The sequence below is a fragment of the Flavobacterium pedocola genome (genome assembly GCF_053764385.1).
In genome coordinates, this window is sequence record NZ_JBSNCR010000001.1 from 1 (window position 1) to 23,168 (window position 23,168).

At 38.3% G+C, this 23,168-nt stretch carries 23 protein-coding genes and 1 tRNA gene; 8 read left to right on the forward strand and 16 right to left on the reverse strand.

Going from position 1 to position 23,168, the window contains the following annotated elements; all coding sequences use genetic code 11:
* Positions 1–268: 268 nt before the first annotated feature.
* Entirely contained in the window at positions 269–1,459 is a 1,191-nt protein-coding gene (locus ACWPKD_RS00005; protein ID WP_455410619.1) for a pyridoxal phosphate-dependent aminotransferase, read from the reverse strand.
* A gap of 125 nt (positions 1,460–1,584) precedes the next feature.
* Between ACWPKD_RS00005 and ACWPKD_RS00010 the strand changes: the two genes are divergently transcribed.
* A complete protein-coding gene (locus ACWPKD_RS00010; protein WP_455410620.1) occupies positions 1,585–2,901 on the forward strand; it encodes a PDZ domain-containing protein in 1,317 nt (438 codons plus the stop codon).
* Between the two features lie 50 nt (positions 2,902–2,951).
* Here the strand turns inward: ACWPKD_RS00010 and ACWPKD_RS00015 are convergent, their stop codons facing one another.
* Positions 2,952–3,386 carry a DUF1573 domain-containing protein gene (locus tag ACWPKD_RS00015; protein ID WP_455410621.1) on the reverse strand — a complete coding sequence of 145 codons (435 nt, stop codon included), beginning with the start codon at positions 3,384–3,386 and terminating at the stop codon, positions 2,952–2,954.
* A 327-nt stretch (positions 3,387–3,713) separates the two neighbouring features.
* Between ACWPKD_RS00015 and ACWPKD_RS00020 the strand changes: the two genes are divergently transcribed.
* Together ACWPKD_RS00020 and ACWPKD_RS00025 are read left to right on the forward strand one after the other, a co-directional pair.
* On the forward strand, positions 3,714–6,344 hold the full coding sequence (locus tag ACWPKD_RS00020) for a valine--tRNA ligase (protein ID WP_455410622.1): 2,631 nt from the start codon (positions 3,714–3,716) through the stop codon (positions 6,342–6,344).
* 282 nt (positions 6,345–6,626) lie between these two features.
* Positions 6,627–8,576 (forward strand): hypothetical protein, encoded by a 1,950-nt coding sequence (locus tag ACWPKD_RS00025; protein ID WP_455410623.1) that lies wholly within the window; start codon positions 6,627–6,629, stop codon positions 8,574–8,576.
* A 50-nt stretch (positions 8,577–8,626) separates the two neighbouring features.
* Here ACWPKD_RS00025 and ACWPKD_RS00030 read toward each other — a convergent pair whose 3' ends face one another.
* The 3 genes from ACWPKD_RS00030 to ACWPKD_RS00040 all read right to left on the reverse strand — a co-directional run bounded on the left by ACWPKD_RS00030 (position 8,627) and on the right by ACWPKD_RS00040 (position 10,183).
* Positions 8,627–9,169, reverse strand: a complete 543-nt coding sequence (locus ACWPKD_RS00030; RefSeq protein ID WP_455410624.1) for a GNAT family N-acetyltransferase — start codon at positions 9,167–9,169, stop codon at positions 8,627–8,629.
* Positions 9,170–9,267: 98 nt separating this feature from the next.
* Positions 9,268–9,738, reverse strand: a complete 471-nt coding sequence (locus ACWPKD_RS00035; protein ID WP_455410625.1) for a PepSY-like domain-containing protein — start codon at positions 9,736–9,738, stop codon at positions 9,268–9,270.
* 46 nt (positions 9,739–9,784) lie between these two features.
* A complete protein-coding gene (locus ACWPKD_RS00040) occupies positions 9,785–10,183 on the reverse strand; it encodes a hypothetical protein (protein ID WP_455410626.1) in 399 nt (132 codons plus the stop codon).
* A 107-nt stretch (positions 10,184–10,290) separates the two neighbouring features.
* On the opposite strand from ACWPKD_RS00040, the gene yaaA reads away from it, so the two are divergent.
* Positions 10,291–11,049, forward strand: coding sequence for a peroxide stress protein YaaA (gene yaaA / locus ACWPKD_RS00045; RefSeq protein ID WP_455410627.1), 759 nt, complete (start codon positions 10,291–10,293; stop codon positions 11,047–11,049).
* Here yaaA and ACWPKD_RS00050 read toward each other — a convergent pair whose 3' ends face one another.
* The 3 genes from ACWPKD_RS00050 to ACWPKD_RS00060 all read right to left on the reverse strand — a co-directional run bounded on the left by ACWPKD_RS00050 (position 11,050) and on the right by ACWPKD_RS00060 (position 12,529).
* A complete protein-coding gene (locus ACWPKD_RS00050) occupies positions 11,050–11,400 on the reverse strand; it encodes a hypothetical protein (RefSeq protein ID WP_455410628.1) in 351 nt (116 codons plus the stop codon).
* 145 nt (positions 11,401–11,545) lie between these two features.
* Positions 11,546–11,890, reverse strand: coding sequence for a hypothetical protein (locus ACWPKD_RS00055; protein ID WP_455410629.1), 345 nt, complete (start codon positions 11,888–11,890; stop codon positions 11,546–11,548).
* A 117-nt stretch (positions 11,891–12,007) separates the two neighbouring features.
* Positions 12,008–12,529 carry a DinB family protein gene (locus ACWPKD_RS00060; RefSeq protein ID WP_455410630.1) on the reverse strand — a complete coding sequence of 174 codons (522 nt, stop codon included), beginning with the start codon at positions 12,527–12,529 and terminating at the stop codon, positions 12,008–12,010.
* Between the two features lie 140 nt (positions 12,530–12,669).
* Here ACWPKD_RS00060 and ACWPKD_RS00065 point away from each other — a divergent pair, with 140 nt between their 5' ends.
* Positions 12,670–14,160: an aminotransferase class V-fold PLP-dependent enzyme gene (locus tag ACWPKD_RS00065; protein ID WP_455410631.1), complete on the forward strand. Its 1,491-nt coding sequence runs from the start codon at positions 12,670–12,672 to the stop codon at positions 14,158–14,160.
* 13 nt (positions 14,161–14,173) lie between these two features.
* On the opposite strand, the gene ACWPKD_RS00070 is transcribed toward ACWPKD_RS00065, so the two are convergent.
* Positions 14,174–15,058 (reverse strand): lysophospholipid acyltransferase family protein, encoded by an 885-nt coding sequence (locus tag ACWPKD_RS00070; RefSeq protein WP_455410632.1) that lies wholly within the window; start codon positions 15,056–15,058, stop codon positions 14,174–14,176.
* Positions 15,059–15,163: 105 nt separating this feature from the next.
* Between ACWPKD_RS00070 and ACWPKD_RS00075 the strand changes: the two genes are divergently transcribed.
* Together ACWPKD_RS00075 and ACWPKD_RS00080 are read left to right on the forward strand one after the other, a co-directional pair.
* Positions 15,164–15,802, forward strand: coding sequence for a rhomboid family intramembrane serine protease (locus ACWPKD_RS00075; protein ID WP_455410633.1), 639 nt, complete (start codon positions 15,164–15,166; stop codon positions 15,800–15,802).
* 42 nt (positions 15,803–15,844) lie between these two features.
* Positions 15,845–16,540, forward strand: a complete 696-nt coding sequence (locus ACWPKD_RS00080) for an SIMPL domain-containing protein (RefSeq protein WP_455410634.1) — start codon at positions 15,845–15,847, stop codon at positions 16,538–16,540.
* A gap of 101 nt (positions 16,541–16,641) precedes the next feature.
* Here ACWPKD_RS00080 and ACWPKD_RS00085 read toward each other — a convergent pair whose 3' ends face one another.
* Both ACWPKD_RS00085 and ACWPKD_RS00090 read right to left on the reverse strand, forming a co-directional pair.
* Positions 16,642–17,211, reverse strand: a complete 570-nt coding sequence (locus ACWPKD_RS00085) for a hypothetical protein (RefSeq protein ID WP_455410635.1) — start codon at positions 17,209–17,211, stop codon at positions 16,642–16,644.
* Positions 17,212–17,237: 26 nt separating this feature from the next.
* A complete protein-coding gene (locus ACWPKD_RS00090; RefSeq protein WP_455410636.1) occupies positions 17,238–17,615 on the reverse strand; it encodes a hypothetical protein in 378 nt (125 codons plus the stop codon).
* A gap of 225 nt (positions 17,616–17,840) precedes the next feature.
* Between ACWPKD_RS00090 and ACWPKD_RS00095 the strand changes: the two genes are divergently transcribed.
* Entirely contained in the window at positions 17,841–18,323 is a 483-nt protein-coding gene (locus tag ACWPKD_RS00095; protein WP_455410637.1) for a hypothetical protein, read from the forward strand.
* Positions 18,324–18,736: 413 nt separating this feature from the next.
* Here the strand turns inward: ACWPKD_RS00095 and ACWPKD_RS00100 are convergent.
* The 5 genes from ACWPKD_RS00100 to ACWPKD_RS00120 form a co-directional block, all read right to left on the reverse strand.
* Positions 18,737–18,818, reverse strand: a tRNA-Tyr gene (locus tag ACWPKD_RS00100).
* A gap of 160 nt (positions 18,819–18,978) precedes the next feature.
* The gene (locus ACWPKD_RS00105; protein WP_455410638.1) at positions 18,979–20,097 is read right to left on the reverse strand and encodes a DUF4369 domain-containing protein; all 1,119 of its coding nucleotides are present in this window, start codon (positions 20,095–20,097) and stop codon (positions 18,979–18,981) included.
* 124 nt (positions 20,098–20,221) lie between these two features.
* On the reverse strand, positions 20,222–21,637 hold the full coding sequence (locus ACWPKD_RS00110; RefSeq protein WP_455410639.1) for an MBL fold metallo-hydrolase: 1,416 nt from the start codon (positions 21,635–21,637) through the stop codon (positions 20,222–20,224).
* Between the two features lie 59 nt (positions 21,638–21,696).
* Positions 21,697–22,485 carry a sulfite exporter TauE/SafE family protein gene (locus ACWPKD_RS00115; protein WP_455410640.1) on the reverse strand — a complete coding sequence of 263 codons (789 nt, stop codon included), beginning with the start codon at positions 22,483–22,485 and terminating at the stop codon, positions 21,697–21,699.
* Positions 22,485–23,117 (reverse strand): Crp/Fnr family transcriptional regulator, encoded by a 633-nt coding sequence (locus ACWPKD_RS00120; protein WP_455410641.1) that lies wholly within the window; start codon positions 23,115–23,117, stop codon positions 22,485–22,487. Before ACWPKD_RS00120 ends, ACWPKD_RS00115 begins: the two co-directional genes overlap by 1 nt.
* Positions 23,118–23,168 lie beyond the last annotated feature (51 nt).

Here is a 23,168-nt window from a genome sequence, read left to right on the forward strand (position 1 = left end):
GAATGAGTGGCTTTTTTTTTCTCTTGCTTCATGTCTCTTTTCTTTAATAGGAATCTGAAAAACAACTGCTGAATCTAGCCCTGATGGGAGCGGCATCCTTTTTTCGTTGGCTGAGGCTCTCGAAGCCATCGGAAAAAGATTACTTCGTCAGTTCGCTTCGCTCGGGTTAGCGTACAGCAGGAACGGAACGTGTTCTGAAAAGTATTAGTTCTTGCTCCCAAAAAAATAAAGGCATAAAAAAAGCCCCCTGTTTGAGGAGGCCTTGTTTTTAGTTGTTGTAAGCTTTTAAAGCTTCTTTCAATATCTGAACCGATTTTATTAAATCGTCTTTTTTAAGAACATAAGCGATTCGAACTTCGTCTAAGCCAACACCCGGAGTGGAATAGAAACCGGCAGCCGGAGCGACCATTACCGTTTCTCCATTGAAATCGTAAGATTCCAATAACCACTGTGCGAAATCGTCGGCATTTTTTACCGGTAATTTTGCGATACAGTAGAAAGCACCTTTTGGATTGGCAACGGTTACACCTTCAATTTTGTTTAGTTCTGAAACCAAAGTGTCGCGACGGTCTTTGTATTCGGTGATTACATCGTCGAAATATTCCTGCGGTGTATCCAAAGCGGCTTCACTCGCAATCTGAGCATAGGTTGGCGGGCTCAAACGTGCTTGTGCAAATTTCATGGCAGTAGCCATTACTTCTTTGTTTTTAGAAACAATGCATCCGATACGCGCGCCACACATACTGTAACGTTTTGAAACCGAATCAATCATGATGGCATGCTCTTCAAGACCTTCCACATTCATTACAGAGTGGTGGGTGTATCCGTCGTATGCAAATTCGCGGTATACTTCATCAGCGATTAGGAATAAGTCGTGCTTTTTTACTAATTCAGCCAATTGAAGGATTTCTTCTTTTGAATATAAGTAACCGGTTGGATTTCCGGGGTTACAAATCAAAATTGCTTTTGTTTTAGGGGTAATCAGTTTTTCGAAATCGGCAATTGGAGGAAGTGCAAAACCAGTTTCAATACCTGAAATTACCGGTACAACTTTAACTCCTGATGCGGTTGAAAAACCGTTATAGTTTGCGTAAAAAGGTTCCGGGATGATGATTTCATCACCTTGATCCATAGTGCTTCCCATAGCAAAAAGCAAGGCTTCCGATCCTCCAGTGGTGATGATGATATCCGCTGTGTTGATTGGCAAATGATGCTTTTGGTAGTAAGCAGCCAGTTTATTTCTGTAGCTTTCAAAACCTGCGGAATGGCTGTATTCCAAAACGGTAATATCTGCATTTTTTACGGCATTCAAGGCAACCTCAGGCGTTTTGATGTCCGGTTGACCGATGTTTAAATGGTATACTTTGTGGCCTTTTTTCTTGGCCATTTCAGAATAGGGAACCAGCTTTCTGATAGGTGATTCCGGCATTTGCTGTCCTTTGTTTGAAACTTTTGGCATGGTTTGTTTTTTTGTAGTGCAAATTTGCGATTATTTTTAGTATTTAAAAAAAATGAATTGTTATTAATTTCTCAAAGTTGTAGGAAATATTGATAAGATGTAGTAATTTTCAGAAAATATTCGAAATGAGATTGTTTTTTTACATTGTTATAACACTTATTACTGCAATTACAGCAAGGGGTCAGGAAGGGTTTCAGTGGAAGTCTTCCAAAGATAAGATTGTGATTCCGTTTACCTTTGTTGACAATCTTATTATTATCCCGATTGAGATTAACAATACCAAACTGAACATGCTTCTGGATTCCGGATCCGAGCCTTCCTTGTTGTTCAGTTTTCCCGAAAATGACAGCATCAATCTTTATAATACGCGAAAAATTGAAATCTCAGGTTTAGGAAATGCGGAAATTGCGGAAGGTGTTTTTTCCGAAGATAATAAAGCGGATGTTAGCGGTTATGTTAACGAAAAATTCGATTTGTTGATCATTTTGGATGAAAACCTCAATTTTTCTTCAAGAATTGGAATCCCGGTTAACGGTATTTTAGGGTATTCTTTTTTTAAAAACAATATTGTGGATATCGATTATGAAAAAAAGAGAATCACGCTTTATAAAAACCGTGACATACTGGAGAAACGGAAAATGAATTCATTTACGCGTTTTCCCATAAACATTGTGAACGAGCGGCCTTATTTAGATGTAAAGGCTAAAATGGATACTAAAAGCGTCAATCTGAAATTATTGATCGATACCGGAATGGGCGATGGATTGTGGATTTTCGAAAGCGATACCGTGAAATGTAATAAAAATTATTTTATTGATGTTTTGGGACAGGGTATTGGCGGTACTGTTATTGGGAAAAAATCCAGATTGAATGAAATCGAGTTTTCAAAATTCAAATTTAATTCCCCCTTGGTTTCTTATCCGGATACCACTTCGTATAAACAACTTCGTATGATTGAAAACCGTAACGGATCCATTGGTGGTGGTATTTTAAAACGTTTTCATGTCTTTTTTGATTTCAAAGGCAGTCAGCTGCTTCTTAAGAAAAACAGTTTTTACGACGAACCCTTTAATTACAACATGAGCGGTCTTGAAATTGCGCATGCTGGTGTGGAATGGGTGCAGGAAATGCAATCCGGGGCAGGACAACAAGCAGATGGTGACGGGAAAAAATCACTTTTTGATAATAATGCACTTCTGTATAAATTTTCTTTAAAACCCGTATTTGAAGTGGTTTCGCTCCGAAAAGATTCCCCAGCCGAAAAATCAGGGTTAAAGATTGGTGATAAAGTAGTTAGGATTGACAGAAAAAATACTTATAACCTTTCCAAAAAGAGAATTGATGAAATGCTGCAGTCTGAAGATGGTAAAACCATAGAAATAGAAATCGAACGGAAAGGCGTAAAAAAGAAATTCTCCTTTCAGTTGAAGAAATTGCTCTAAATAAAAAAGTCCGCTATGAGCGGACTTTTATTTTTTATAAGAAAAGCGGGTTACGATTGCGGGCCGACTTTTGCTTTTTGTAAAACGTTTTTCTCTTCTTTTACGATAACTTCTCCTTTAATACGTAAAGCTACTTTACCGCCTTCCACGTTAACAGCATTGGATTCCACTGTAATGGTTTTGGAAATTTTTCCTGGGTTCATGTTGTATTTTACGTCAATTTTACCGGTTTTACCTGGCATGATCGGTTCGGTCGGTTTAGACGGAACAGTACATCCGCAAGTAGACTGCACGTTGGTAATGATCAAAGGAGCATCACCGGTATTGGTAAACTCGAAAGTTCTTATGCCGTTGTCTGCATCTTTGCTAACGGTACCATAATCGATAGTGTTATCTTTTGCTTTGAATTCAATTTTAGGGCCTTTTTGAGCATATGAGGCAACACTGAAAGCTAAAATGGCAACTAATCCTAATAATTTTTTCATTGTCTTAAGTTTTAATAGTTACTGTAAAATTACATTGTTTTAATAAATGAACAAATATTTTAACGCTCTTTTTTTATTTGCTCAGTTATGGTTATTTTTGCGATATAAATTACAAAAAGTGTACCAGAAATTATTTCATATCGATTTTTTTGGGGAGCGAGTCAACGGCTTGTCTCTGTAATCCCTGTTCCCGCTGTACGCACTATCTCGTTATGAATAACGAGACTGCCATCGGGGCTAAAAAGGATACTATTTGAATTTTTGTAAACTTATTTTTTTAAAGTTTAAATTGTCTTAAACTTTTAATCCTTAAACACATAGATAAACATGATACCCGCTCAATTTGAAGCCAAACTTGTAGAAAAAAAATGGTACGATTACTGGATGAAAAACAATTATTTTCAATCCAAACCGGACCATAGAACCCCATATACCATTGTAATTCCGCCACCCAATGTAACCGGTGTGTTGCACATGGGCCATATGTTGAACAACACCATTCAGGATGTATTAATCCGTCGTGCCCGATTAAAAGGTTTCAACGCCTGTTGGGTACCGGGAACAGATCACGCTTCCATTGCGACAGAGGCAAAAGTAGTTGCCAAACTAAAAGCGGAAGGCATCAACAAAAACGATTTAACCCGCGAGGAATTTTTAAAACACGCCTGGGAATGGACCGATAAATACGGAGGAACTATCCTTGAACAGCTTAAGCAATTAGGATGTTCTTGTGATTGGGACCGTACCAAATTCACCATGGATGAAGATATGTCCGCTTCGGTAATCCGTTCTTTTGTGGATTTGTACAATAAAGGTATGATTTACCGTGGTTACCGTATGGTAAACTGGGATCCGGAAGCAAAAACCACTTTGTCCGACGAAGAAGTAATCTACGAAGAAAGACAAGGAAAACTATATCATTTAAAGTACCAGATTGAAGGCTCTAACGAATTTGTAACCATTGCCACCACGCGTCCGGAAACGATTTTAGGGGATACGGCTATCTGTATTCACCCGGAAGACGAGCGTTACCAGCATCTGAAAGGTAAAAAAGCCATCGTTCCCATCTGCAACCGCGTAATTCCAATCATTTTTGACGAATACGTAGATATGGAATTCGGAACCGGATGTTTGAAAGTTACACCGGCACACGATGTAAACGATAAGGAATTAGGTGCAAAACACAACCTGGAAATCATCGATATTTTCAACGAAGATGCTACGTTAAATTCTTTCGGATTGCATTATCAGGGGAAAGACCGTTTCGTGGTTCGTGAGGAAATTTCAAAAGAATTAGAAACGATTGGTGCTTTAACAAAAGTTGAAAACCACCTGAACAAAGTCGGAACTTCTGAAAGAACCAAAGCCGTTATCGAACCGCGTTTGTCAGATCAATGGTTCCTGAAAATGGAAGATTTGGTTAAACCGGCCATCAAAGCTGTTTTGGAATCCGATGAAGTGAAGTTATATCCTTCAAGATTCAACAATACCTACCGTCACTGGATGGAAAACATCCGCGACTGGAACATTTCCCGTCAGTTATGGTGGGGACAGCAAATTCCGGCTTATTTCTATGGAGAAGGAAAAGAAGATTTTGTAGTAGCGGAAACTCCGGCAGAAGCTCTGGAATTGGCAAAACAAAAAACAGGAAATTCAAATCTGCAAGCTTCTGATTTACGTCAAGATGCGGATGCTTTAGATACCTGGTTTTCCTCATGGTTATGGCCAATGGCAGTTTTCGGAGGTATCATGAATCCGGACAACGAAGATTTTAAATATTACTATCCGACCAACGATTTGGTAACCGGACCGGACATTTTGTTCTTCTGGGTAGCCCGTATGATTATCGCCGGTTACGAATATGCCGATGCAAAACCGTTCAGTAATGTATATTTAACCGGTTTGGTACGTGACAAACAAGGTCGTAAAATGTCGAAATCGCTTGGAAACTCACCGGATCCTTTGGATTTGATCGAGAAATTCGGTGCGGACGGCGTTCGTTGTGGCTTGTTGTTGAGTGCTTCGGCAGGAAATGATATTTTATTCGACGAAGAATTATGCAACCAAGGAAAAGCGTTTGCCAATAAAATCTGGAACGCGTTCCGCTTGATCAAAGGCTGGGAAGTAGCGGATATTGCACAACCGGAATCGTCAAAAGTTGCTATTGAATGGTATGAAGCAAAATTGCAGAAAACCTTAGCGGAAATTGAAGATAATTTCGAAAAATATAGAATTTCAGATGCTTTAATGGCCATCTATAAATTGGTATGGGACGATTTCTGTTCGTGGTTCCTTGAGATGATTAAACCGGGATACCAGCAACCGATCGACCGCGCAACATTCAACAAAGCGATTGAAATGTTAGAGGCGAACCTGAAATTGTTACATCCGTTCATGCCGTTCTTAACGGAAGAAATCTGGCAGTACATTGCCGAAAGAACTCCGGAAGAAGCTTTGATTGTTTCACAATGGCCGGAAATAAAATCGTTTGACGAGAAGTTAATCGGAGCTTTTGATTTTGCTACTGAGGTAATTTCAGGAATCCGTACCATCCGTAAAGACAAAAACATTCCGTTCAAAGATGCTATCGAACTGAAAGTGGTGAACAACGAAAATGCTACTGTATTCTTTGATTCGATTATTAAGAAATTGGGTAACGTTACGAATTTGGACTACGTTTCCGAAAAAGTTGACGGTGCATTATCCTACCGAGTAAAATCGAACGAATACTTTATTCCGATTACCGGAAATATTGATATCGATGCGGAAATCAAGAAGTTAACCGAAGAATTGGAATACAACAAAGGTTTTCTTAAATCGGTTCAGGCGAAATTGTCCAACGAGAAATTTGTAGGCGGTGCTCCTGAGAAAGTAATCGAAATGGAACGCAAAAAAGAAGCGGATGCTTTGGCAAAAATCGCTACGATCGAGCAAAGTTTAGCAGGTTTGAAAGTGTAATTAGCTTTATAAATAAATTAAAACGCCCCGAACTTCGGGGCGTTTTTTTATACAGTTAATTGTCTTTTTTTATTGTTTTTAATTTGTAGGGATTAACTTAGGAATGAAAATTGTGTGCAGTTTGTTTAGAAGTGTCACTCATTTTATTTCATAATTAAAAAGTTTAGGAATTTTCGTCACTATTTTAATCGTGTTCGTCACAATCTCTTGTAAACGTTAGTTTTAGAAAAGCAGGTATAAATAGTTTTGTCACCATTAAACTCACAACCTAAAAAAATTAGTATGAAAAAAACACTATTCTATCTGGTACTTTTGTGTGCCGCTCAATTAGGATTTTCACAAAATCTTATATCGAATCCCGATTTTGAAACTGGTCCGGTACCAACCGCAACCGGACAAATTCATTATGCAACCGGTTGGACACAGCCTTGTACAGATGCTTATTTAATGACAGCTCCAGCTACTGGTGCGGATTTATTGGACAGAAATACAACAAATAGTGCTATTGATGTCCCTGTAAATAATTGGGGCAATATAGAAGAAAGAACATCAACCTCGAATGGGGATGATCGTTATGCACACTTATGGCAAACAGAAAATGCTGGGCCATTAGGCGACCAGATAGTAGGGGAACGCATAACAGGAACTTTAACGGAAACATTAAATTCGGGTTGTTATAGGGTTTGTTTTTGGGGTGCTGTAGGTCCAAACCAGTTGACTTATTTAGATTACGGAAAGCAAATCATTGAAGTGTTGTTGGTAAACGGAAATAGCTGTAATGGACTTTTACTTTTTGAGACACCGGCTATTCCAAATGACAATGCCTGGCATCAGTATTGTAAAGATTTTACATTAACTAGTGCTCAGGCCGGTTTATACAACAGGATATTGTTTCGTATTAAAAATGACGGAGATGCAAGTGCCAATAATTTTTCAATATACATTGATGAAACAAGTTTAATAAAAAACACACCAACGGTTTCTATTACAGGAAGCACTTATTTTTGCGCCGGCCAATCGACTACTTTAACAGCGTCTTCTGGTTATACGAATTATTCATGGTCTACCGGTGCTACAACCTCGTCAATCAATGTAAGTACTGCTGGGACTTATACCGTTACAGCCTGGAATGCAGGTTCACCTTGTCAAGCTACGGCCACTGTGACTGTTTCGGCCATCTTGCTGCCAAAAATCATTTTACCGAATAGCATCAGTGTTTGTAACAGTAATTTTCAGCCGATCTGCGGACCGTCCAATACAAGTACCTATACTTTTACGTATTCTTGGTATTATGTTGATCCTGTGACGCAAACGTCGGTATTGGTTTCTCATAATCAATGCTATACACCAACGCAATATGGTACTTATACCTTAGTGGTTACTAATCAATACGGTTGTACTTCTTCCAAAACGATCAGTGTAATTCAAGGAACTGGTCCTGCTGTATCCATAAAAGATGTGAAATATTGCGGTAAAACACCTTTATATGTTGGTTTCCCTGCCGCTTTCGCAGACGCGGTTTCCTACCAATGGACTTATAATGGGGGAACACCTTTTTCAGGAGGTTATAGAATTAACAATATGGGTGATGGTCAGTACTGTGTAACGGTTACCTGGAATACGGGCTGTACTTCAACAACTTGTTTTACGGTTGAGGAATGTTGTACACCAAACACGGAGTTTACCATTACGTATAATCCGTTTGGTTCTACAGCTACGATTACAGTACAGAACAATGCTGCTAATACACCATACTATGATGCTGAGGATTTTATTTTATATAAAGATTGCGGAAACACAGGTGTTTGGACACAACATGCAATAGTGTCAAGAACAACGAACTTTAATACTGCGGTAGTTTTTAGTGGTTTGGATGAAAATTGTGTTTATAAAGTAGTACATAGAGTGAATTCACTATGTTTAGGGCAAACCTTTACATCGGAAGAATTTGCTTATGGCAGATTGGCGGTTACCCTTTACAGTAACCCTGTGTCAAATGGTCAGCCGTTGATGGTGGATATTAAATCCCCTTCAAAAGCATCAACTATTGAGATCAATGATTTGACTACGGGAGAAATGATTTACAAGACAACCATCGATGCTAAATCCAGAAAACCGTTTAAAATTGAGTATGATGTTTTCTCAAGAAACGGTAAAAAAGCTTCAGGGGTTTACAATGTAAGGGTTTATGATGAGTCTGGAGAAGTTAATAAAAAAGTAATCGTTAAATAATAAAATTGGTAATGAGATTGCATTTTAAAGCCCCTTTTTAGGGGCTTTTTTTATGGTTGGAATTCAGATTTTAAAAGCGAATAAACTAAAGAATCTTCTATGATACCGTTTTTGCAATAATGTTCACGGAGATGTCCTTCTTTGCTGAACCCAAGGTTGGTGACCAGTTTTAGGGAGGCCATATTCGCAGGGCTAATAAAAGCTTCAATACGATGGAGTTGCATTGTATTGAAACCATAGTTGATTACTTCCCGAAGTGCTTCGGTCATGATTCCTCTGCCTTTGAATCGGTCGTCTTTTAAAGCATAACCGATTTCGGCACGGGCATGTTCCGTATACCAGGTATGAAACCCGCATCCGCCGATGATTTCATCAGAAGTTTTATCGATTAACTGGAAATTGGCAAAGGAACGGTTGTAAGTTGCCATGCCCTTTTGAAACTTTTCCTTTTCTTTTATAAAATCAGCCTGCGTTTCCAGTCCGAAAAAGGTTTTGATATCATCTTCGGAATAAGCATTGAAAACATGAGCATAAACTTCAGGTGTAAGTTTTCGCAGTATAAGGTTTTCGGTTTCAATGATCAGGAATTTCATTATCAGATTTTTATAAAGTTACTTTGTAAATAAGCAATGTGGTTAAAGATATTAAAAAAAAGAGCCCCAAAAAGGGGCTTTTTTTACTGCTGAAAAGGTTAATCGTTTTCCTCTTCGTTATTTTCAGTTTCCTTTTTCAGGATTTTTCCGTCCGAGGACAGTCTAACATCGTAAACATCTTTGTCTTTTTTAACCTTTACTTCGTAAACGGTTCCGTGATCGGACGTTTCTGCTTTTTCAGCTTCCACGATTTTAAAACCGGCAAAGTCTTTTGTTACAGCAGCGCTAACCGCTTTTGGAAGTTCTGAAATTTTGATTTCGGTTTCGGTTTCCAGCCATTTTCCGGATTTGTCAAACGTAGCAGAATGTTTCTTTCCTTTTAAATCGAAATCGGTTTCATATTCAGCATCACCTTCCATTTCCCAGCTTTTGGCTGTCGAAGAAGGGAATTTTAACTTAAAACTTTTCAGTACTTCTGCAGGTACTTCGTCATTCGCTATTTTTTGGGCGAAAGCTGATGAAGCACTTATAATTAAAGCCAAAACGGCTAATATTAATTTTGTTTTCATAGAGTAAGTAATGTTAATGAATGTTAATGAATTTTATAAAATGCCTTTAAACAATTGGAGGGCGTAATTTTCGTGATGTGAAATTGTCAGTAACTATATTTTTTGAGATAATTGGGATTTTATTCTTTGGAATGTAAGGAATATTGTTTTTAGGCAGGGTAAACTCAAAAGCCACAGGAGCGAACAATTGGAAAGTGATAGTCTGGTTTTGGAAGGGCTGATGTGGTTTTTGATCATCATCTTGGCCATGTTCGTCAAAAAGCCCGTCGAAGTTAAGCAGATGATCCGTTACAAAATCAATCGTATCCATATCGCAGTCTTCAGTAGCTTTGCAATTTGCATACATTTGCGGAAGCTTTGTTACCATAGAAAAGTCGCTCATGGGTAAAACAAACGTTCCCAACGCGTAATAAAAAAGTAATGCTGTGACAATCAGTCGTTTCATTTCTGTTTTTAGAAACTCTAATGTAATGATTTTTTTAGTTTTTTAAAGCGAAAAAGTAGGAATCTGTTTTGTACTTTTGAAAAAACTCCAGTTTCAACGATTCCAACATGAAAATAGTTATTTCTCCGGCCAAATCCCTTGATTTTGAAAAGCAATTACCAACGAAGCAATATTCAGATTTTTGTTTTTTGAAAGAAGCTAATTCGGTACATAAAGTCCTTAAAAAGAAAAAACCGAAGCAATTAATGGAACTCATGGATATTTCAGACAAGCTGGCCGATCTGAACTGGCAGCGCAACCAGGAATGGGCGACACCGTTTACCCACGAGAACGCGCGTCCGGCGGTTTATGCTTTTAACGGGGATGTTTATATCGGGTTGGATGTGTATACCTTGCCGGAAGACAAACTGAATGTTTTGCAGGATAAATTAAGAATCCTTTCCGGTTTATATGGTCTTTTGAAGCCGTTGGATCTGATTCAGCCATATCGTTTGGAAATGGGGACGCAGCTGCCGATCGGGAAGAACAAAAACCTGTATGAATTCTGGAAAACGAAAATCACCAAAGAGCTTAATAAAGATTTGAAGAAAGGCGATTTGTTTATCAATCTGGCGAGCAATGAATATTTTTCGGCCGTTGATGTGAAAGCCTTAAAAGTATCGGTAATCACTCCGGAGTTCAAAGATTATAAAGACGGAAAACTGAAGATGATCAGTTTTTTTGCCAAGAAAGCCCGCGGGATGATGGTGCGTTACATTATTGATACCAATGCAGAAACCCTCGAAGATCTGAAAGGTTTCAACTACGAGGGCTATAAGTATGATGCGTCGTTATCAAAAGGAAATACGCTGGTTTTTACGCGATAATTAGCGTAAATGCAGGAATTCTTCGTAATCGCGGTGTATTTCACGGGTAAGTTTGTGTTGGTCACGCGACAGTTCGCGCAAGGCTTCAACACCTTTTCTGGCACAACGTCTAACACTTAACAACTTGGTCGAGAAATCCATCAAACGTTTAGCGTCTGTTGGCGGAAGTTTGTCGCGAAGTTCATTTACCAATTCATTGAATTCGTTAACTACGGAAGTGTTTTCTTCATATTCGGACTGTAAATCCACCAAAAACTCGTCAATCTCTTTCTCAATATCATGAGAATTGTGTTCACTCTTTTGTAAAAAATCTTTAAGGAATTTTCTGTCGTTACGTGTAAAGATACCCATGATGAAGAATTTTAAACGGTTACTATAATTTGTTATGAATCAGTCAAATGTAATGTTAATTTTATATTGATTTAACATTAAATAATTGAAAATCGATAAAAAGTAATAATGACCGCTTAATTGAAAATTATGAAAGAAAATTACATTAAGTTAGGTATTCTTCATAATCGCGTAAGACTTCTTTTGATAGTTTTTGCTGTTCCCTGTAAAGATGGTTAAGAGCTTCAATTCCTTTTTTGGCACAGCTTTTCATTTTGACAGCCTGATCTGAGTATACGTCCAGTTTTAATAATTCTTCCTCTGAAAGCTTTGTTTTGACTGATGCAATAAATGACTTGAATTCTTCAATATTTAATTTGTTCTGTCGGAAATTATCTTTCAGATCGTCCATTAAATACTGGATTTCCTTTTCGATATCGTTATGATACAATTTGTTTTTTTTGCTTATTTCGGCAATGAATTTCTTCTCCTTTCTCTTGAAAAGCCCCATGTTTTAATGATTTGTAATTAATACTGAGCCGAATATAAACGTTTTGTGATACAAGAATGTTAAGTGAATTTTACCTGTTTGTTACAGAATGTTTATCCTACAACCGACTTTTTTTCTTTAGGAAAGAATCCTTAAAAAAGCGGTCCAGGGACCCACTTCTTCTTTGTATTGTTTGGCCATTACCCGGTCAATCTGTGCTAAATGATCCAGATCGTGCACCATCCAGCAACTCAGCAATTGTGATAAGGTAACTTCGCCAAATACGGGATGGATGCCGGTTCGGTTAAAATCATTTTCCGTTAGTTTTTTCGATTTTAGAATGCCTAAATTTCGTTCCCGTAGCGTTTTGAATTCCACTAAAAGCTGTTCCATCGATTTTCCTTTACTGTCTTCAAACATGGCAAAACGGTCAAAAGGGGAGAAGGATTTGTCTTCATTGTCCGACAATATGATTTCCAGACGTGAAATCCAATCGGTTTTTTCTCCGTGAACCAAATGACCTACAATGTCGAAAGCACTCCAGGTTGCCTCGCCTTCATTGCAGTGCAGCCATGGCTCGGGCAGGTTTTTCAGTTGTACCTCCAAAAGTGCAGGTGTTCGTTCCAAAAAGGTTATTGCGGTGGTGATGTCGAATTTCATAGTGAATTGTTTATTGTACTAAGATAGTTTTAAAAAGGAATAACAGTCGCATAAGAATATGTTAAATGCATCCAAAATCATTGGGAATCAGTCCCTCTAATTATCAAAAAAATGTATCTTTGACCGCAAATGGAATAACAATGACTACAACTGAAAAAACAACACAACTGGAACAGTATTTTCAGCAGTTCAGGAACAATATTATAGGGATCAATCAGGAGTTTGAATCGCCTTTTGGTACCCAGAAAATTATTTATACTGATTGGACCGCTTCCGGACGTTTGTACCGTCCCATTGAGGAGAAAATCATCAATGAATTCGGGCCTTTCGTAGCCAATACCCACACGGAAACTACAGTGTCGGGAACAGCTATGACCATGGCGTACCACGAAGCACGTCACATCATCAAACACCATGTCAACAGTAACGAAGATGATATTTTGATTGTTGACGGTTCCGGAATGACGGGAGTGGTGAATAAATTTCAGCGAATCTTAGGGCTTAAAGTACCTGAAAACCTTCAAAAATATACACAGGTACCGGAAGAGAAAAAGCCGGTGGTTTTCATTACCCATATGGAACACCATTCCAATCAGACCTCATGGCTGGAAACCATTGCTAAAGTAGAAGTGATTCCTGCCTGTGAAAAAGGTTTGATTTGTCTGGATAGTTTTAAGGCTTTATTGGAGCAATATAAAGACAGAGCACTTAAAATTGCTTCCGTTACAGGATGTTCCAATGTTACCGGAATCCGAACGCCTTATCATGAAATTGCAGAATTGGTTCACCAGTATAATGGTGTTTGTTTCGTGGATTTTGCCTGTTCGGCACCTTACATCAAAATTGACATGCATCCGGCGGACAGACCGCAAGGCTATCTGGATGCGATTTTCTTTTCACCGCATAAGTTTTTAGGCGGCCCTGGAACTTCGGGTGTATTGATTTTCAATAAGAAACTGTACCGAAACATGGTGCCGGATCATCCGGGAGGCGGAACGGTAAGCTGGACAAATCCTTGGGGCGAGCACAAATATTTAGACAATATTGAAGAACGTGAAGACGGTGGGACACCGGGATTCCTTCAGGTGATCAAAACCGCTTTGGCGATTCAGCTGAAAGAGCAAATGGGTGTGGACAACATCTTAAAACGCGAGCATGAAATTGTGGATTATGTTTTCGAACAACTGAAAGCGATTCCTAATCTTAATATTTTAGCAGGTCAACATGAAAACAGGTTGGGAGTAATTTCATTCTATATTAATGATTTACATTTTAATTTAGGTGTGAAATTACTAAACGATCGTTTTGGAATCCAAACACGCGGAGGTTGCAGCTGCGCAGGGACTTACGGGCATTATTTGTTGCACGTGGATCAGGAGCAGTCGCATTACCTGACGGATAAGATTACGGCAGGGGATTTGATCGAGAAACCGGGTTGGATCCGTATGTCAATCCATCCGACCACAACTTCTGCAGAAATTGAATACGTTTGTGACAGCATTAAGGCATTGGCGGAAAAACATAAGGAATGGGCGAATGATTACACATACAATAAAAATTCGAATGAGTTTCTTCATAAGAATGCTCTTCACAAAGAAAAAGAAATGGTTGCCAAATGGTTTAAGCTATAAATAAAAAGTCCCTTTAATCAAGGGACTTTTCTTTTTTATGTTTCCAGCGTTTGTGTGTCCAGAGGTAAAATTCCGGTGCTTCATAAATTTGCTGTTCTACTTTTTTAATGAATTGTTCCGAAAGCTGATAGTTGGGAACCGAGTTTACGTCTTCGCTCAAAATTTCGAAGGAAGCTTCATAATAGCCTCTTTTTACTTTTCGGACCTTCAGGAAAATCACATTCATGTCGAAGCGTTTAGCCAGCATTTCGGCTCCAATATGGATTGGGGTTTCAATACCCATAAACTCATACCAATACAAGTGTTTGGACCATCTTGGCGTTTGATCACTTGCAAAACCGTAAAGCCCTAAAATTCCATTTATACTGTTATTCTCAATGGTGGATTTCGTTTCTTTGGTCGTAATCAGGTAGGCGTTGAACTTTGATCGGATATTTCGAACCAATTTGTCAAAATGCGGGTTTGCTATTCGTTTGTAAATCCCGTAGCCTTTGTGATTACTGTGGTAGTTCATGGAGATTACCCACTCGTAACTCGCATAATGGGCGCACATCAAAGCGATACTTTTGCCTTTTTTTTCTAAATCGTGGTAAACCTCAAGATTGGTATAACGGAAACGTTTTTCTATTTCTTTCCTTGAAATGGTCATGGTTTTGATCATCTCAAGAAACATGTCGCACATATGGTGGTAGAACTTTTTCTCTATAGTCCTTCTTTCTTTTTCTGATAAATGTGGTAAGGCCATGGCGATATTCGCTCTAACCGTCTTTTTTCGGTATCCTATCAGGCGATATACTAAAACGTAAATGCAATCGGAAAGAAAATAAAACAAAGGAAATGGCAATACGGAAATACCCCATAAGATTGGGTAGAAGATAATATAAATCAGTAACTGCATTCGGATAATTTTTTACAAATATACTTTTTAAACCAATTATTCTTGCATTTAATTAACATTCCCTAAAGAAACAATTGATAAATTTACCATTCGAAAATCCATTCTATGCATCCAGTTTTATTGTTCATTATTGCCATTACGGCGATAACAAGTTACCGAGGCTTTAACGATACGTCATTTTTCAGGAAATATGAGTTTCACATAGGGAGTATAAGGGCAGGTGAACACCTACGCTTAATCACTTCCGGTTTTTTGCATGCGGATTTTATGCACCTTATTTTCAATATGCTTACGCTGTATTTTTTTGCGCCTACGGTTATTGAAAAAATGGGGGTGATACATTTTGTGTTGGTGTATTTTGGGAGTCTTCTTTTCGGTAGTTTATTGTCGCTGTATTTTCATAAAAACGATTATTATTACAGGGCTATCGGAGCTTCTGGTGCGGTAACGGGGGTTTTGTATTCGGCGATATTGTTTGAACCGGATCGACTTTTGGGACTGTATTTTGTAATTCCTGTTCCGGCTTATCTTTTCGGTATCGGGTACCTGCTGTATTCGATATACGGTATGAAAGCCAAAAATGACAATATAGGGCACACGGCACACTTTGGCGGGGCTATCGGCGGCTATATCATTACATTGTCGCAAGTACCTTCAATGTTTTATGATAATACTTTTACGGTTGTTTTGCTGCTAATCCCGATTGTTTTGTTGTTTATTTTAGAAAAAACCGGTAAAATTTAAGTTTGGCATACAGTTTGAATTATATTTACTAAATTTAAAAATATGAGAAAAATAGCACTAATCTTAATGATTGTTTTTACGATGACAACATTTGCACAGGAACACAAAAGCCCACAGGTACCACAAATTTCAGTGAGTGGGGAAGGAAAGATAAAAGTTACTCCGGACATTACGGTTATTCAGCTTGGTGTGCAGAATAACGGAAAGGAAGCTGCCGAAGTGAAAAAGCAAAACGATATCATTATCGAAAAAGTGATTAAGTACATCAAAAAGCACAATATCCCGGCAACCGATTTTCAGACCTCACAAATGAGTTTGTATAAGAATTATGATTATCAGACCAAAAAGTACACCTTTCAGGCTAATCAGTCCATTACGGTTACCCTGAAAAACATTGCCAAGTACGATGCTTTTATGATGGATGTAATGGATACCGGTATTAACACCATTAGCGGTGTGGAATTTAAATCCTCAAAAATGGCCGAATATGAAAGTGATGCCCGAAAAAAAGCAATGCTAAATGCCAAGAAGAAAGCGGAGGATTACGTTTCCGTGCTGAATCAGAAAATAGGGAAAGCAATATTGATTTCGGATAATACTCAGGTATATTACCCGCAACCGATGTTTAAAGGCGCTGCGATGACTATGGCTGAAGATGCCTCTGCGCCAAGAGAAACATTAGCAGTTGGTGAAATTGAGATCACGGCTAACGTTCAGGTTAGTTTTCAGTTGGATTAATTTGAAAATGAATATAGAGAAAGCCCTTAACATTGTTGAGGGCTTTTTTTTGGATTATGGAAAATTTGCTTCCATATCATTGCTTCCGTGTTTAAGTATCTTTACGCTTTTGCTTCCTTTTTTTGTTTCCACTCTTGTAAATCGGTTATGGAGATTTTTGGTTCAACAATGATAAATTTTTGCAATTCATCATCAAAAAATGTTTTACCGGTGCCTCCCAGTAAGCTTTTTCGAATAATGCGATGTATGATATTTTCCTCGTTAGAAAGGTAATTGTCCGCTTCATAATCTTCAGATAATTCATAAGATACCATATTTATCATCCCATAATATTCCGAAGGCGGAACAATTGGCTCGTATTCATCTGTATAACTTCTTATATGATTGTAGTAAACATAAAAAGAACGCATAGTGTAATCGTCACCAACCTCAAGTAGTTTAGGGATAAAAACATATTCTTTAATATCCGGTTTGCTGTCAATCCATTTCACAAGTTCATCATACAGAAGTATATAAGTCGGGATGAATTCAGGAAGTACTTCTTTATCAAAATGCCTTATAATTGCATCTTTACCATTTTGATAGTCTTGTTGAATATACAGGGTGCCGAATTCATTTTCAATAAATCTTTTTAGTGGTGTTTCCTTTTTTAAGTCTTCGAATGTTTTCATAAATGCTAACTCTTTTTTTTTGAAATTTAGCTTGTTGCATAAATTGCTTCTACATTTAAAATATATCTTGCCGGCTGTTTCTCACCAAAGGAAAAGATGTATAAGTGATTTTCCTTCATTAAAAAATACACCGAAAGCCCATCGTTCGATCGGTAAAAATCTTCAAAAAAGGGTAAATCCTTAAAATGTTTGGCGAATTCTGAATTTTCAATGGTCTGAAGTTTTAGTTCTTGTGTGATTTTTGAAAAATCTTCTTCTGAAATATGCTTTTTTAAACCCGCTATTTCCTGGATTGTTATTTCGGATAAGGTGAAATTGTGATTGTTCACGTTAAAAATTCCGGTATATAACTCGTCATTTTCCAAACCATCGTACAATAATTTCTTGTTTTCTAAAAGTGTCATTTTTGTTTCAAAATTATCAGTAAATCCAATATCAAATCATAAGGATAGTATTGCTGATGCTATCCTGTGCTCAAATATAACCAGAAGAATCTGATATTAATTTTCTTTTTGATGGAAAAGGATGCGATGTTACTTCTATATTTGTTGGAATTAAATTGTAACCAAATGAAATATGGATTCCAAAGGAAGAACAAGGGATTCGTAACTATAAAAATTAAGTTGAAAATGAGCAGACCGACACTATTTTTGATTATGGCCATATGCACTTTGTCAAGTTGTAAAAAGAACAATAATGATGCGACAATGCACGACGCGAAAAAAGACACTCTTGCTGAAGAAACAGTCAATCTCCAACAAGATACTTTAGAAGTAAAACCGTCGCTTTTTATCTGCAAAGAAAATGATAACGGCTTGTCCCGCTATGATGATCCGTTAAACAAGACCTGCGCATGTAAAGAAACAACATTTGAAAAGGCTTATAAACTATTTTACGACGAAGCACCGTCGCATCTGAAGGAGAATTTACTGGAAAAATTACCCTCCGGGGATTTTCAGGTCAAAGCAGTAAGCGCGGAGGTTTCCTATAAAAGAATTTTGAAGGATACCCTGAGAATAGATGTGAGTTATCAGGGCGGCGACGATTATTATATCTTTTATAAAAACAGTAATAACACTGTTGGGTACAAAGAGTATGTTGGTTTGCCTTAAATGGTGAGGCTTTGAAGGCTGAATATAAAAAGGCTCAATTAGACTCCGTTGGCTTTATTGTTCAATTGAAGATATAAGGATTACTCCACTTCGTTCCGAGATCCTGAGTAAGGTGAACCTTACTCAAGCTTATAAAAACAAAAAAACGCTCAAGTAAAACTTGGTGCTATCATTTATAGAATGTACATGGATTACTCCACTTCGTTACGTGATCCTGAGTAAGGTTCCCTTACTCAAACTAAATGAAACAAAAAAGCACTCAAGTAAAACTTGGTGCTATCATTTATAGAATGTACATGGATTACTCCACTTCATTGCGTGATCCTGAGTAAGGTGGAACCTTACTCAAACTAAATGAAACAAAAAAAGCACTCAAGTAAAACTTGGTGCTTTTTTCTTATTCATTTAGTTTGTGGGGAGAGCAGGATTCGAACCTGCGAAGGTGTAACCAGCAGATTTACAGTCTGCCCTCGTTGGCCGCTTGAGTATCTCCCCAACGCATAATTGCTTATTGCGGTTGCAAATATAGAACTGTTTTTTCGTTTTGCAAGCGTTAAATAAAGATAATTCACAACTTTTTTTTAATCGGTTGGAATTGAAATACATAAAAAAATCCCCCGAAGGAGATTTTTGTATAAAACAGGTTTTACTGGGCTTATTTCGCCAATAATTCTGCGATTTTTGCTTTTAATTCCGCACCGCGAAGGTCTTTTGCAACGATTTTTCCGCTGGCATCTAAAATGAAGGTAGCCGGGATCGCTTTTACGTTATATAGTTTTGCAATTGGATCTTCCCAGGCTTTAAGGTTGGAAACCTGAGCCCAGGTTAATTGGTCTTTGGCAATAGCTTCTTTCCATTTAGCAGCATCTTTGTCCAAAGAAACCCCTATAATGTTCAATCCTTTTTCGTGAAATTCATTGTAAAGCGCCACTACATTAGGGTTTTCCGCACGACATGGTCCGCACCATGAAGCCCAGAAATCAACAATAGTCACTTTTCCTAAAGATTGTTTTAAAGTAACTAATTTACCTTCAGGGGTGCGTGCCGAAAAGTTCGGAGCTTCCATTCCTGCTGCGATTTCTTTAACCGGAGTGATAAGTTTCTTAATTCGGATGGCTGCTCTTGTTTTTAAAAGCTCTTTGTCGAATTTCGCCAATTGTGCTTTGATTTCCTCAACCGGAACCATTCCTCTTGAAGAAAAGTTTTCCATAATGATTACCGCCAACAATTTGTTCGAATTTTTGGTCATGTATTCTTTAGGCTGTTCCACCATGGCTTTTTGCAAAGACATTAATTTTTTCATCAGAGAATTTGCTGTAGCTGTATCTTTTTTAGATTCTGCTTCCATGTACTTTTTCTCGTTGTCTTTTCTGAAATTGATAAAATCTTTATAGCGTTTTAAGCCGTCTTCATTATATTTTTGAAGTTCATCATTGTTTGCAGTACCCGAAATTTTGGTCAGATGGGCTGAATCTTTCTGGATAGCAATGTTAATCTCTCCGTTTTCAAGGAAAAAAGGAACGTTGGCACTTGGATTATCGATTTTAATAAAGCTGATGTCCACGCTGTCCACATTGCCTTTAAATTCGAATTTTCCGTTTTCGATCTTAACCGTGTCTTTGGCAACCGGTCCCATGTCTCCCTGATACTGAAGGATTACGGGAGTTCCGTTTTCAAAGCCTTTTGCTGTTCCGGTAATTAAAAATTCGTTGTCGCCAACTTTGCTGCACGAAGCCAAAACGGTTAAGGCAGCCAATACAAGAATTTGCTTCATTTTTATGTTTAATTGTTTGAGGTGCAAAAGTATTTAAAAATACTAAGCATTTGGTATAGGTTTTATTAAAATTTTGTTAGGGTCGTAAAAGAAAAAATCAGGATTTCTCCTGATTTTTAAGTTGTTATTTTAAGGTCGACGGACAGACAAAATTAGTCAGCGTGACACCGGTATTCCGTATTCCGGCCATACCTTTTTCCACATTGATCATATTGTGATAGCCTCTTGACTTTAAGATCGAGGACATGATTACAGATCGGTAACCGCCGGCACAATGCAAATAGAAATCTTCATTTTTAGGAACTTCCGATAGTTGGCTGTTTACAAAATCCAACGGAATGTTGATAGCATTTTCTACGTGTTCCGCGGAATATTCTCCCGGTTTTCTGGAATCCACAACCACTAATTTGGTCTGGTCTTTTTCTGCGGCAAATTTCTCCGGTGAAATGGAAACGATGCTGTCGGTTTCAAATCCTGCTGTTTTCCAGGCTTCAACTCCGCCTTTTAAATAGCCGATACAATTGTCAAATCCAACCCGGGCAAGTCTTGTGATGGCTTCTTCTTCGCGGCCTTCTGGAGTAATCAGCAAAATAGGTTGTTTTACATCCATGATTAAAGCGCCTACCCAAGGAGCGAAATTGCCGTCCAAACCAATAAAAATCGATCCCGGAACATGTTCCTTTACAAAGAAATCCTGATGGCGGACGTCTAAGATCAACGCTTCCGACTCGTTGGCCACAGCTTCAAAAGCAGCGGGTTCCAATGCGGTTTTTCCTTTGGTGATAATCGTGTCCAGGCTTTCGTAACCCTGAATGTTCATCATTACGTTTTGTGGAAAATAAGCTGGTGGCGCACCCAATCCGTCCAATAATTCAGTAATGAACTCTTCTTTGGTCATATCGGCACGCAACGCGTAATTTACTTTCTTCTGATTGCCTAAAGTGTCAGTGGTTTCCTTGCTCATGTTTTTCCCGCAGGCACTTCCGGCACCGTGGTTGGGATACACGATCAAATCGTCAGACAAGGGCATGATTTTATTGCGAAGCGAATCAAACAACATTCCGGCCAATTTCTCCTGTGTTAAATCGGAAGCTACTTTCTGCGCTAAATCCGGTCGTCCCACATCGCCAATAAATAAAGTGTCTCCGGTAATGATGCCGTGTTCTTTTCCGTTTTCATCAATTATCAGGTAGGTTGTACTTTCCAGTGTGTGTCCCGGTGTGTGCAGGGCTTTGATGGTAACATTACCAATTTTGAACTCCTGATTGTCTTCTGCAATGATGGTTTCGAAATTTGGTTTCGCTGTTGGCCCGTAAATGATCTGAGCACCTGTTTTTTTAGATAAATCCAGGTGTCCGGAAACGAAATCGGCATGAAAATGCGTCTCGAAAATGTACTTGATTTTCGCATTGTCTTTAGCGGCTTTATCAATATAAGGCTGTACTTCACGAAGAGGATCAAATATGGCAGCCTCACCGTTATTTTCAATATAATAAGCGGCGTGAGCGATACATCCGGTATAAATCTGTTCTATTTTCATAGTTGTTGTAATTTTTCTGTAAAGGTAATACAATGTGTAAAAACCTGGTGTAACACAAGTTACAATGTTAATAGTTCTTTTGATAAAATAAACAGCGCCATTAACAGTACAAAGTAACCAAATCCTTTTTTAAGTTGGGTATCATTTAGGAACTTATTAAGATAGATTCCTATAAAGATCCCCGTTACGGATATCGAGGTAAAAATAAGCAGAAAATACCAGTCAATTGTTAAATTCTGAAGATCACCCATAAATCCAATCAGGGAATTCAAGGCTATGATGAGCAGGGAAGTGGCAACTGCTTTGCGCATCGGTAATTTTGCAAAAAACACTAAGGCGGGAATAATCAGAAAACCTCCGCCGGCACCTACCAGGCCGATAAGCAATCCTATTACAACGGTTTGAAGCACAAACCTTATTTTAGAATCGGAATGGGGAGCGGTTTCGGTTTTTGTTTTCTTTTTCAGCATTGATAAAGCCGCCAATAGCATGATTATGGCAAAAAGCACCATCAGGAACATTTCCTTGCTGACACTGAAAAAAGAGGTTTCTAAAATAGTATCCGGAAGGGCTGGAACGATATAACGTCTTGTAAAATAAACTGTTGCAAACGACGGAATGGCAAACAAAAAGCCTTTTTTTACATCTACAAAACCTTTAAAGTAATTTTGTGTGGCCCCGAAAGCCGAAGTGGTTCCGACGATAAAAAGTGAATAGGCCGTAGCGGTTACCGGATTCAACCCGATAACGTAAACCAACAACGGAACGGTAAGTATCGAACCGCCGCCGCCTGTTAAGCCAAGGATCAAACCTATCAGCAATGCACCGAAATAACCAAATAACTCCATTAGAATTTAAGGATTTCGATTTTGTTACGGTTCAGTTTTATTTTGCCCTCCTGTTCCAGAGTTTTGAGTAATCGGGATACCACAACTCTTGAAGTATGCATTTCTGAAGCTATTTCCTGATGGGTATTGGTGATTTCGGTTGTTCCTAAAACTTTAGCTTTGTCGGTTAGGAATTTATACAGGCGTTCGTCCATTTTCATGAAGGCTAAGGTGTCGATTGCTTCCAGCATTTCCATAAGACGGGTGTTGTAGCTTTCGAATACAAAATTGCGCCACGACTTGAACTGAACGATCCATTCTTCCATTTTCTCAATCGGGATCATGATTAAATCGCCAGATGTTTCTGAAACGGCCTGGATTTTACTTTTGTTGTTTCCCAAGCAGCAGGTTAAAGTCATTGCGCAAGTGTCTCCGCGTTCCAGAAAGTATAGCAGTAATTCGTCGCCGTTTTCGTCTTCCCGCATTATTTTGATGGCACCGTTTAAAAGTATCGGCATGAATTTTATGGTTTCGCCGATTTCCATCAGGATTTCGTCTGCCTGAAATTTTCGGTACTTTCCAACCTTGACCATTTCATCCAGTAATGCATCTTCAAATACATATCCGTAGGATTCCTTTAATAACTGATTCATGGTTTTGTTTTTTACAAATGTAGGTTTTTCAAAATGACGGATTGGTAACTT

Excerpts from the sequence above, each read along its gene's own strand:
- ACWPKD_RS00005 (WP_455410619.1), bottom strand. The coding sequence starts at position 1,459 with ATGCCAAAAGTTTCAAACAAAGGACAGCAAATGCCGGAATCACCTATC.
- ACWPKD_RS00010 (WP_455410620.1), top strand. The coding sequence starts at position 1,585 with ATGAGATTGTTTTTTTACATTGTTATAACACTTATTACTGCAATTACA.
- ACWPKD_RS00015 (WP_455410621.1), bottom strand. The coding sequence starts at position 3,386 with ATGAAAAAATTATTAGGATTAGTTGCCATTTTAGCTTTCAGTGTTGCC.
- ACWPKD_RS00020 (WP_455410622.1), top strand. The coding sequence starts at position 3,714 with ATGATACCCGCTCAATTTGAAGCCAAACTTGTAGAAAAAAAATGGTAC.
- ACWPKD_RS00025 (WP_455410623.1), top strand. The coding sequence starts at position 6,627 with ATGAAAAAAACACTATTCTATCTGGTACTTTTGTGTGCCGCTCAATTA.
- ACWPKD_RS00030 (WP_455410624.1), bottom strand. The coding sequence starts at position 9,169 with ATGAAATTCCTGATCATTGAAACCGAAAACCTTATACTGCGAAAACTT.
- ACWPKD_RS00035 (WP_455410625.1), bottom strand. The coding sequence starts at position 9,738 with ATGAAAACAAAATTAATATTAGCCGTTTTGGCTTTAATTATAAGTGCT.
- ACWPKD_RS00040 (WP_455410626.1), bottom strand. The coding sequence starts at position 10,183 with ATGAAACGACTGATTGTCACAGCATTACTTTTTTATTACGCGTTGGGA.
- yaaA (WP_455410627.1), top strand. The coding sequence starts at position 10,291 with ATGAAAATAGTTATTTCTCCGGCCAAATCCCTTGATTTTGAAAAGCAA.
- ACWPKD_RS00050 (WP_455410628.1), bottom strand. The coding sequence starts at position 11,400 with ATGGGTATCTTTACACGTAACGACAGAAAATTCCTTAAAGATTTTTTA.
- ACWPKD_RS00055 (WP_455410629.1), bottom strand. The coding sequence starts at position 11,890 with ATGGGGCTTTTCAAGAGAAAGGAGAAGAAATTCATTGCCGAAATAAGC.
- ACWPKD_RS00060 (WP_455410630.1), bottom strand. The coding sequence starts at position 12,529 with ATGAAATTCGACATCACCACCGCAATAACCTTTTTGGAACGAACACCT.
- ACWPKD_RS00065 (WP_455410631.1), top strand. The coding sequence starts at position 12,670 with ATGACTACAACTGAAAAAACAACACAACTGGAACAGTATTTTCAGCAG.
- ACWPKD_RS00070 (WP_455410632.1), bottom strand. The coding sequence starts at position 15,058 with ATGCAGTTACTGATTTATATTATCTTCTACCCAATCTTATGGGGTATT.
- ACWPKD_RS00075 (WP_455410633.1), top strand. The coding sequence starts at position 15,164 with ATGCATCCAGTTTTATTGTTCATTATTGCCATTACGGCGATAACAAGT.
- ACWPKD_RS00080 (WP_455410634.1), top strand. The coding sequence starts at position 15,845 with ATGAGAAAAATAGCACTAATCTTAATGATTGTTTTTACGATGACAACA.
- ACWPKD_RS00085 (WP_455410635.1), bottom strand. The coding sequence starts at position 17,211 with ATGAAAACATTCGAAGACTTAAAAAAGGAAACACCACTAAAAAGATTT.
- ACWPKD_RS00090 (WP_455410636.1), bottom strand. The coding sequence starts at position 17,615 with ATGACACTTTTAGAAAACAAGAAATTATTGTACGATGGTTTGGAAAAT.
- ACWPKD_RS00095 (WP_455410637.1), top strand. The coding sequence starts at position 17,841 with ATGAGCAGACCGACACTATTTTTGATTATGGCCATATGCACTTTGTCA.
- ACWPKD_RS00105 (WP_455410638.1), bottom strand. The coding sequence starts at position 20,097 with ATGAAGCAAATTCTTGTATTGGCTGCCTTAACCGTTTTGGCTTCGTGC.
- ACWPKD_RS00110 (WP_455410639.1), bottom strand. The coding sequence starts at position 21,637 with ATGAAAATAGAACAGATTTATACCGGATGTATCGCTCACGCCGCTTAT.
- ACWPKD_RS00115 (WP_455410640.1), bottom strand. The coding sequence starts at position 22,485 with ATGGAGTTATTTGGTTATTTCGGTGCATTGCTGATAGGTTTGATCCTT.
- ACWPKD_RS00120 (WP_455410641.1), bottom strand. The coding sequence starts at position 23,117 with ATGAATCAGTTATTAAAGGAATCCTACGGATATGTATTTGAAGATGCA.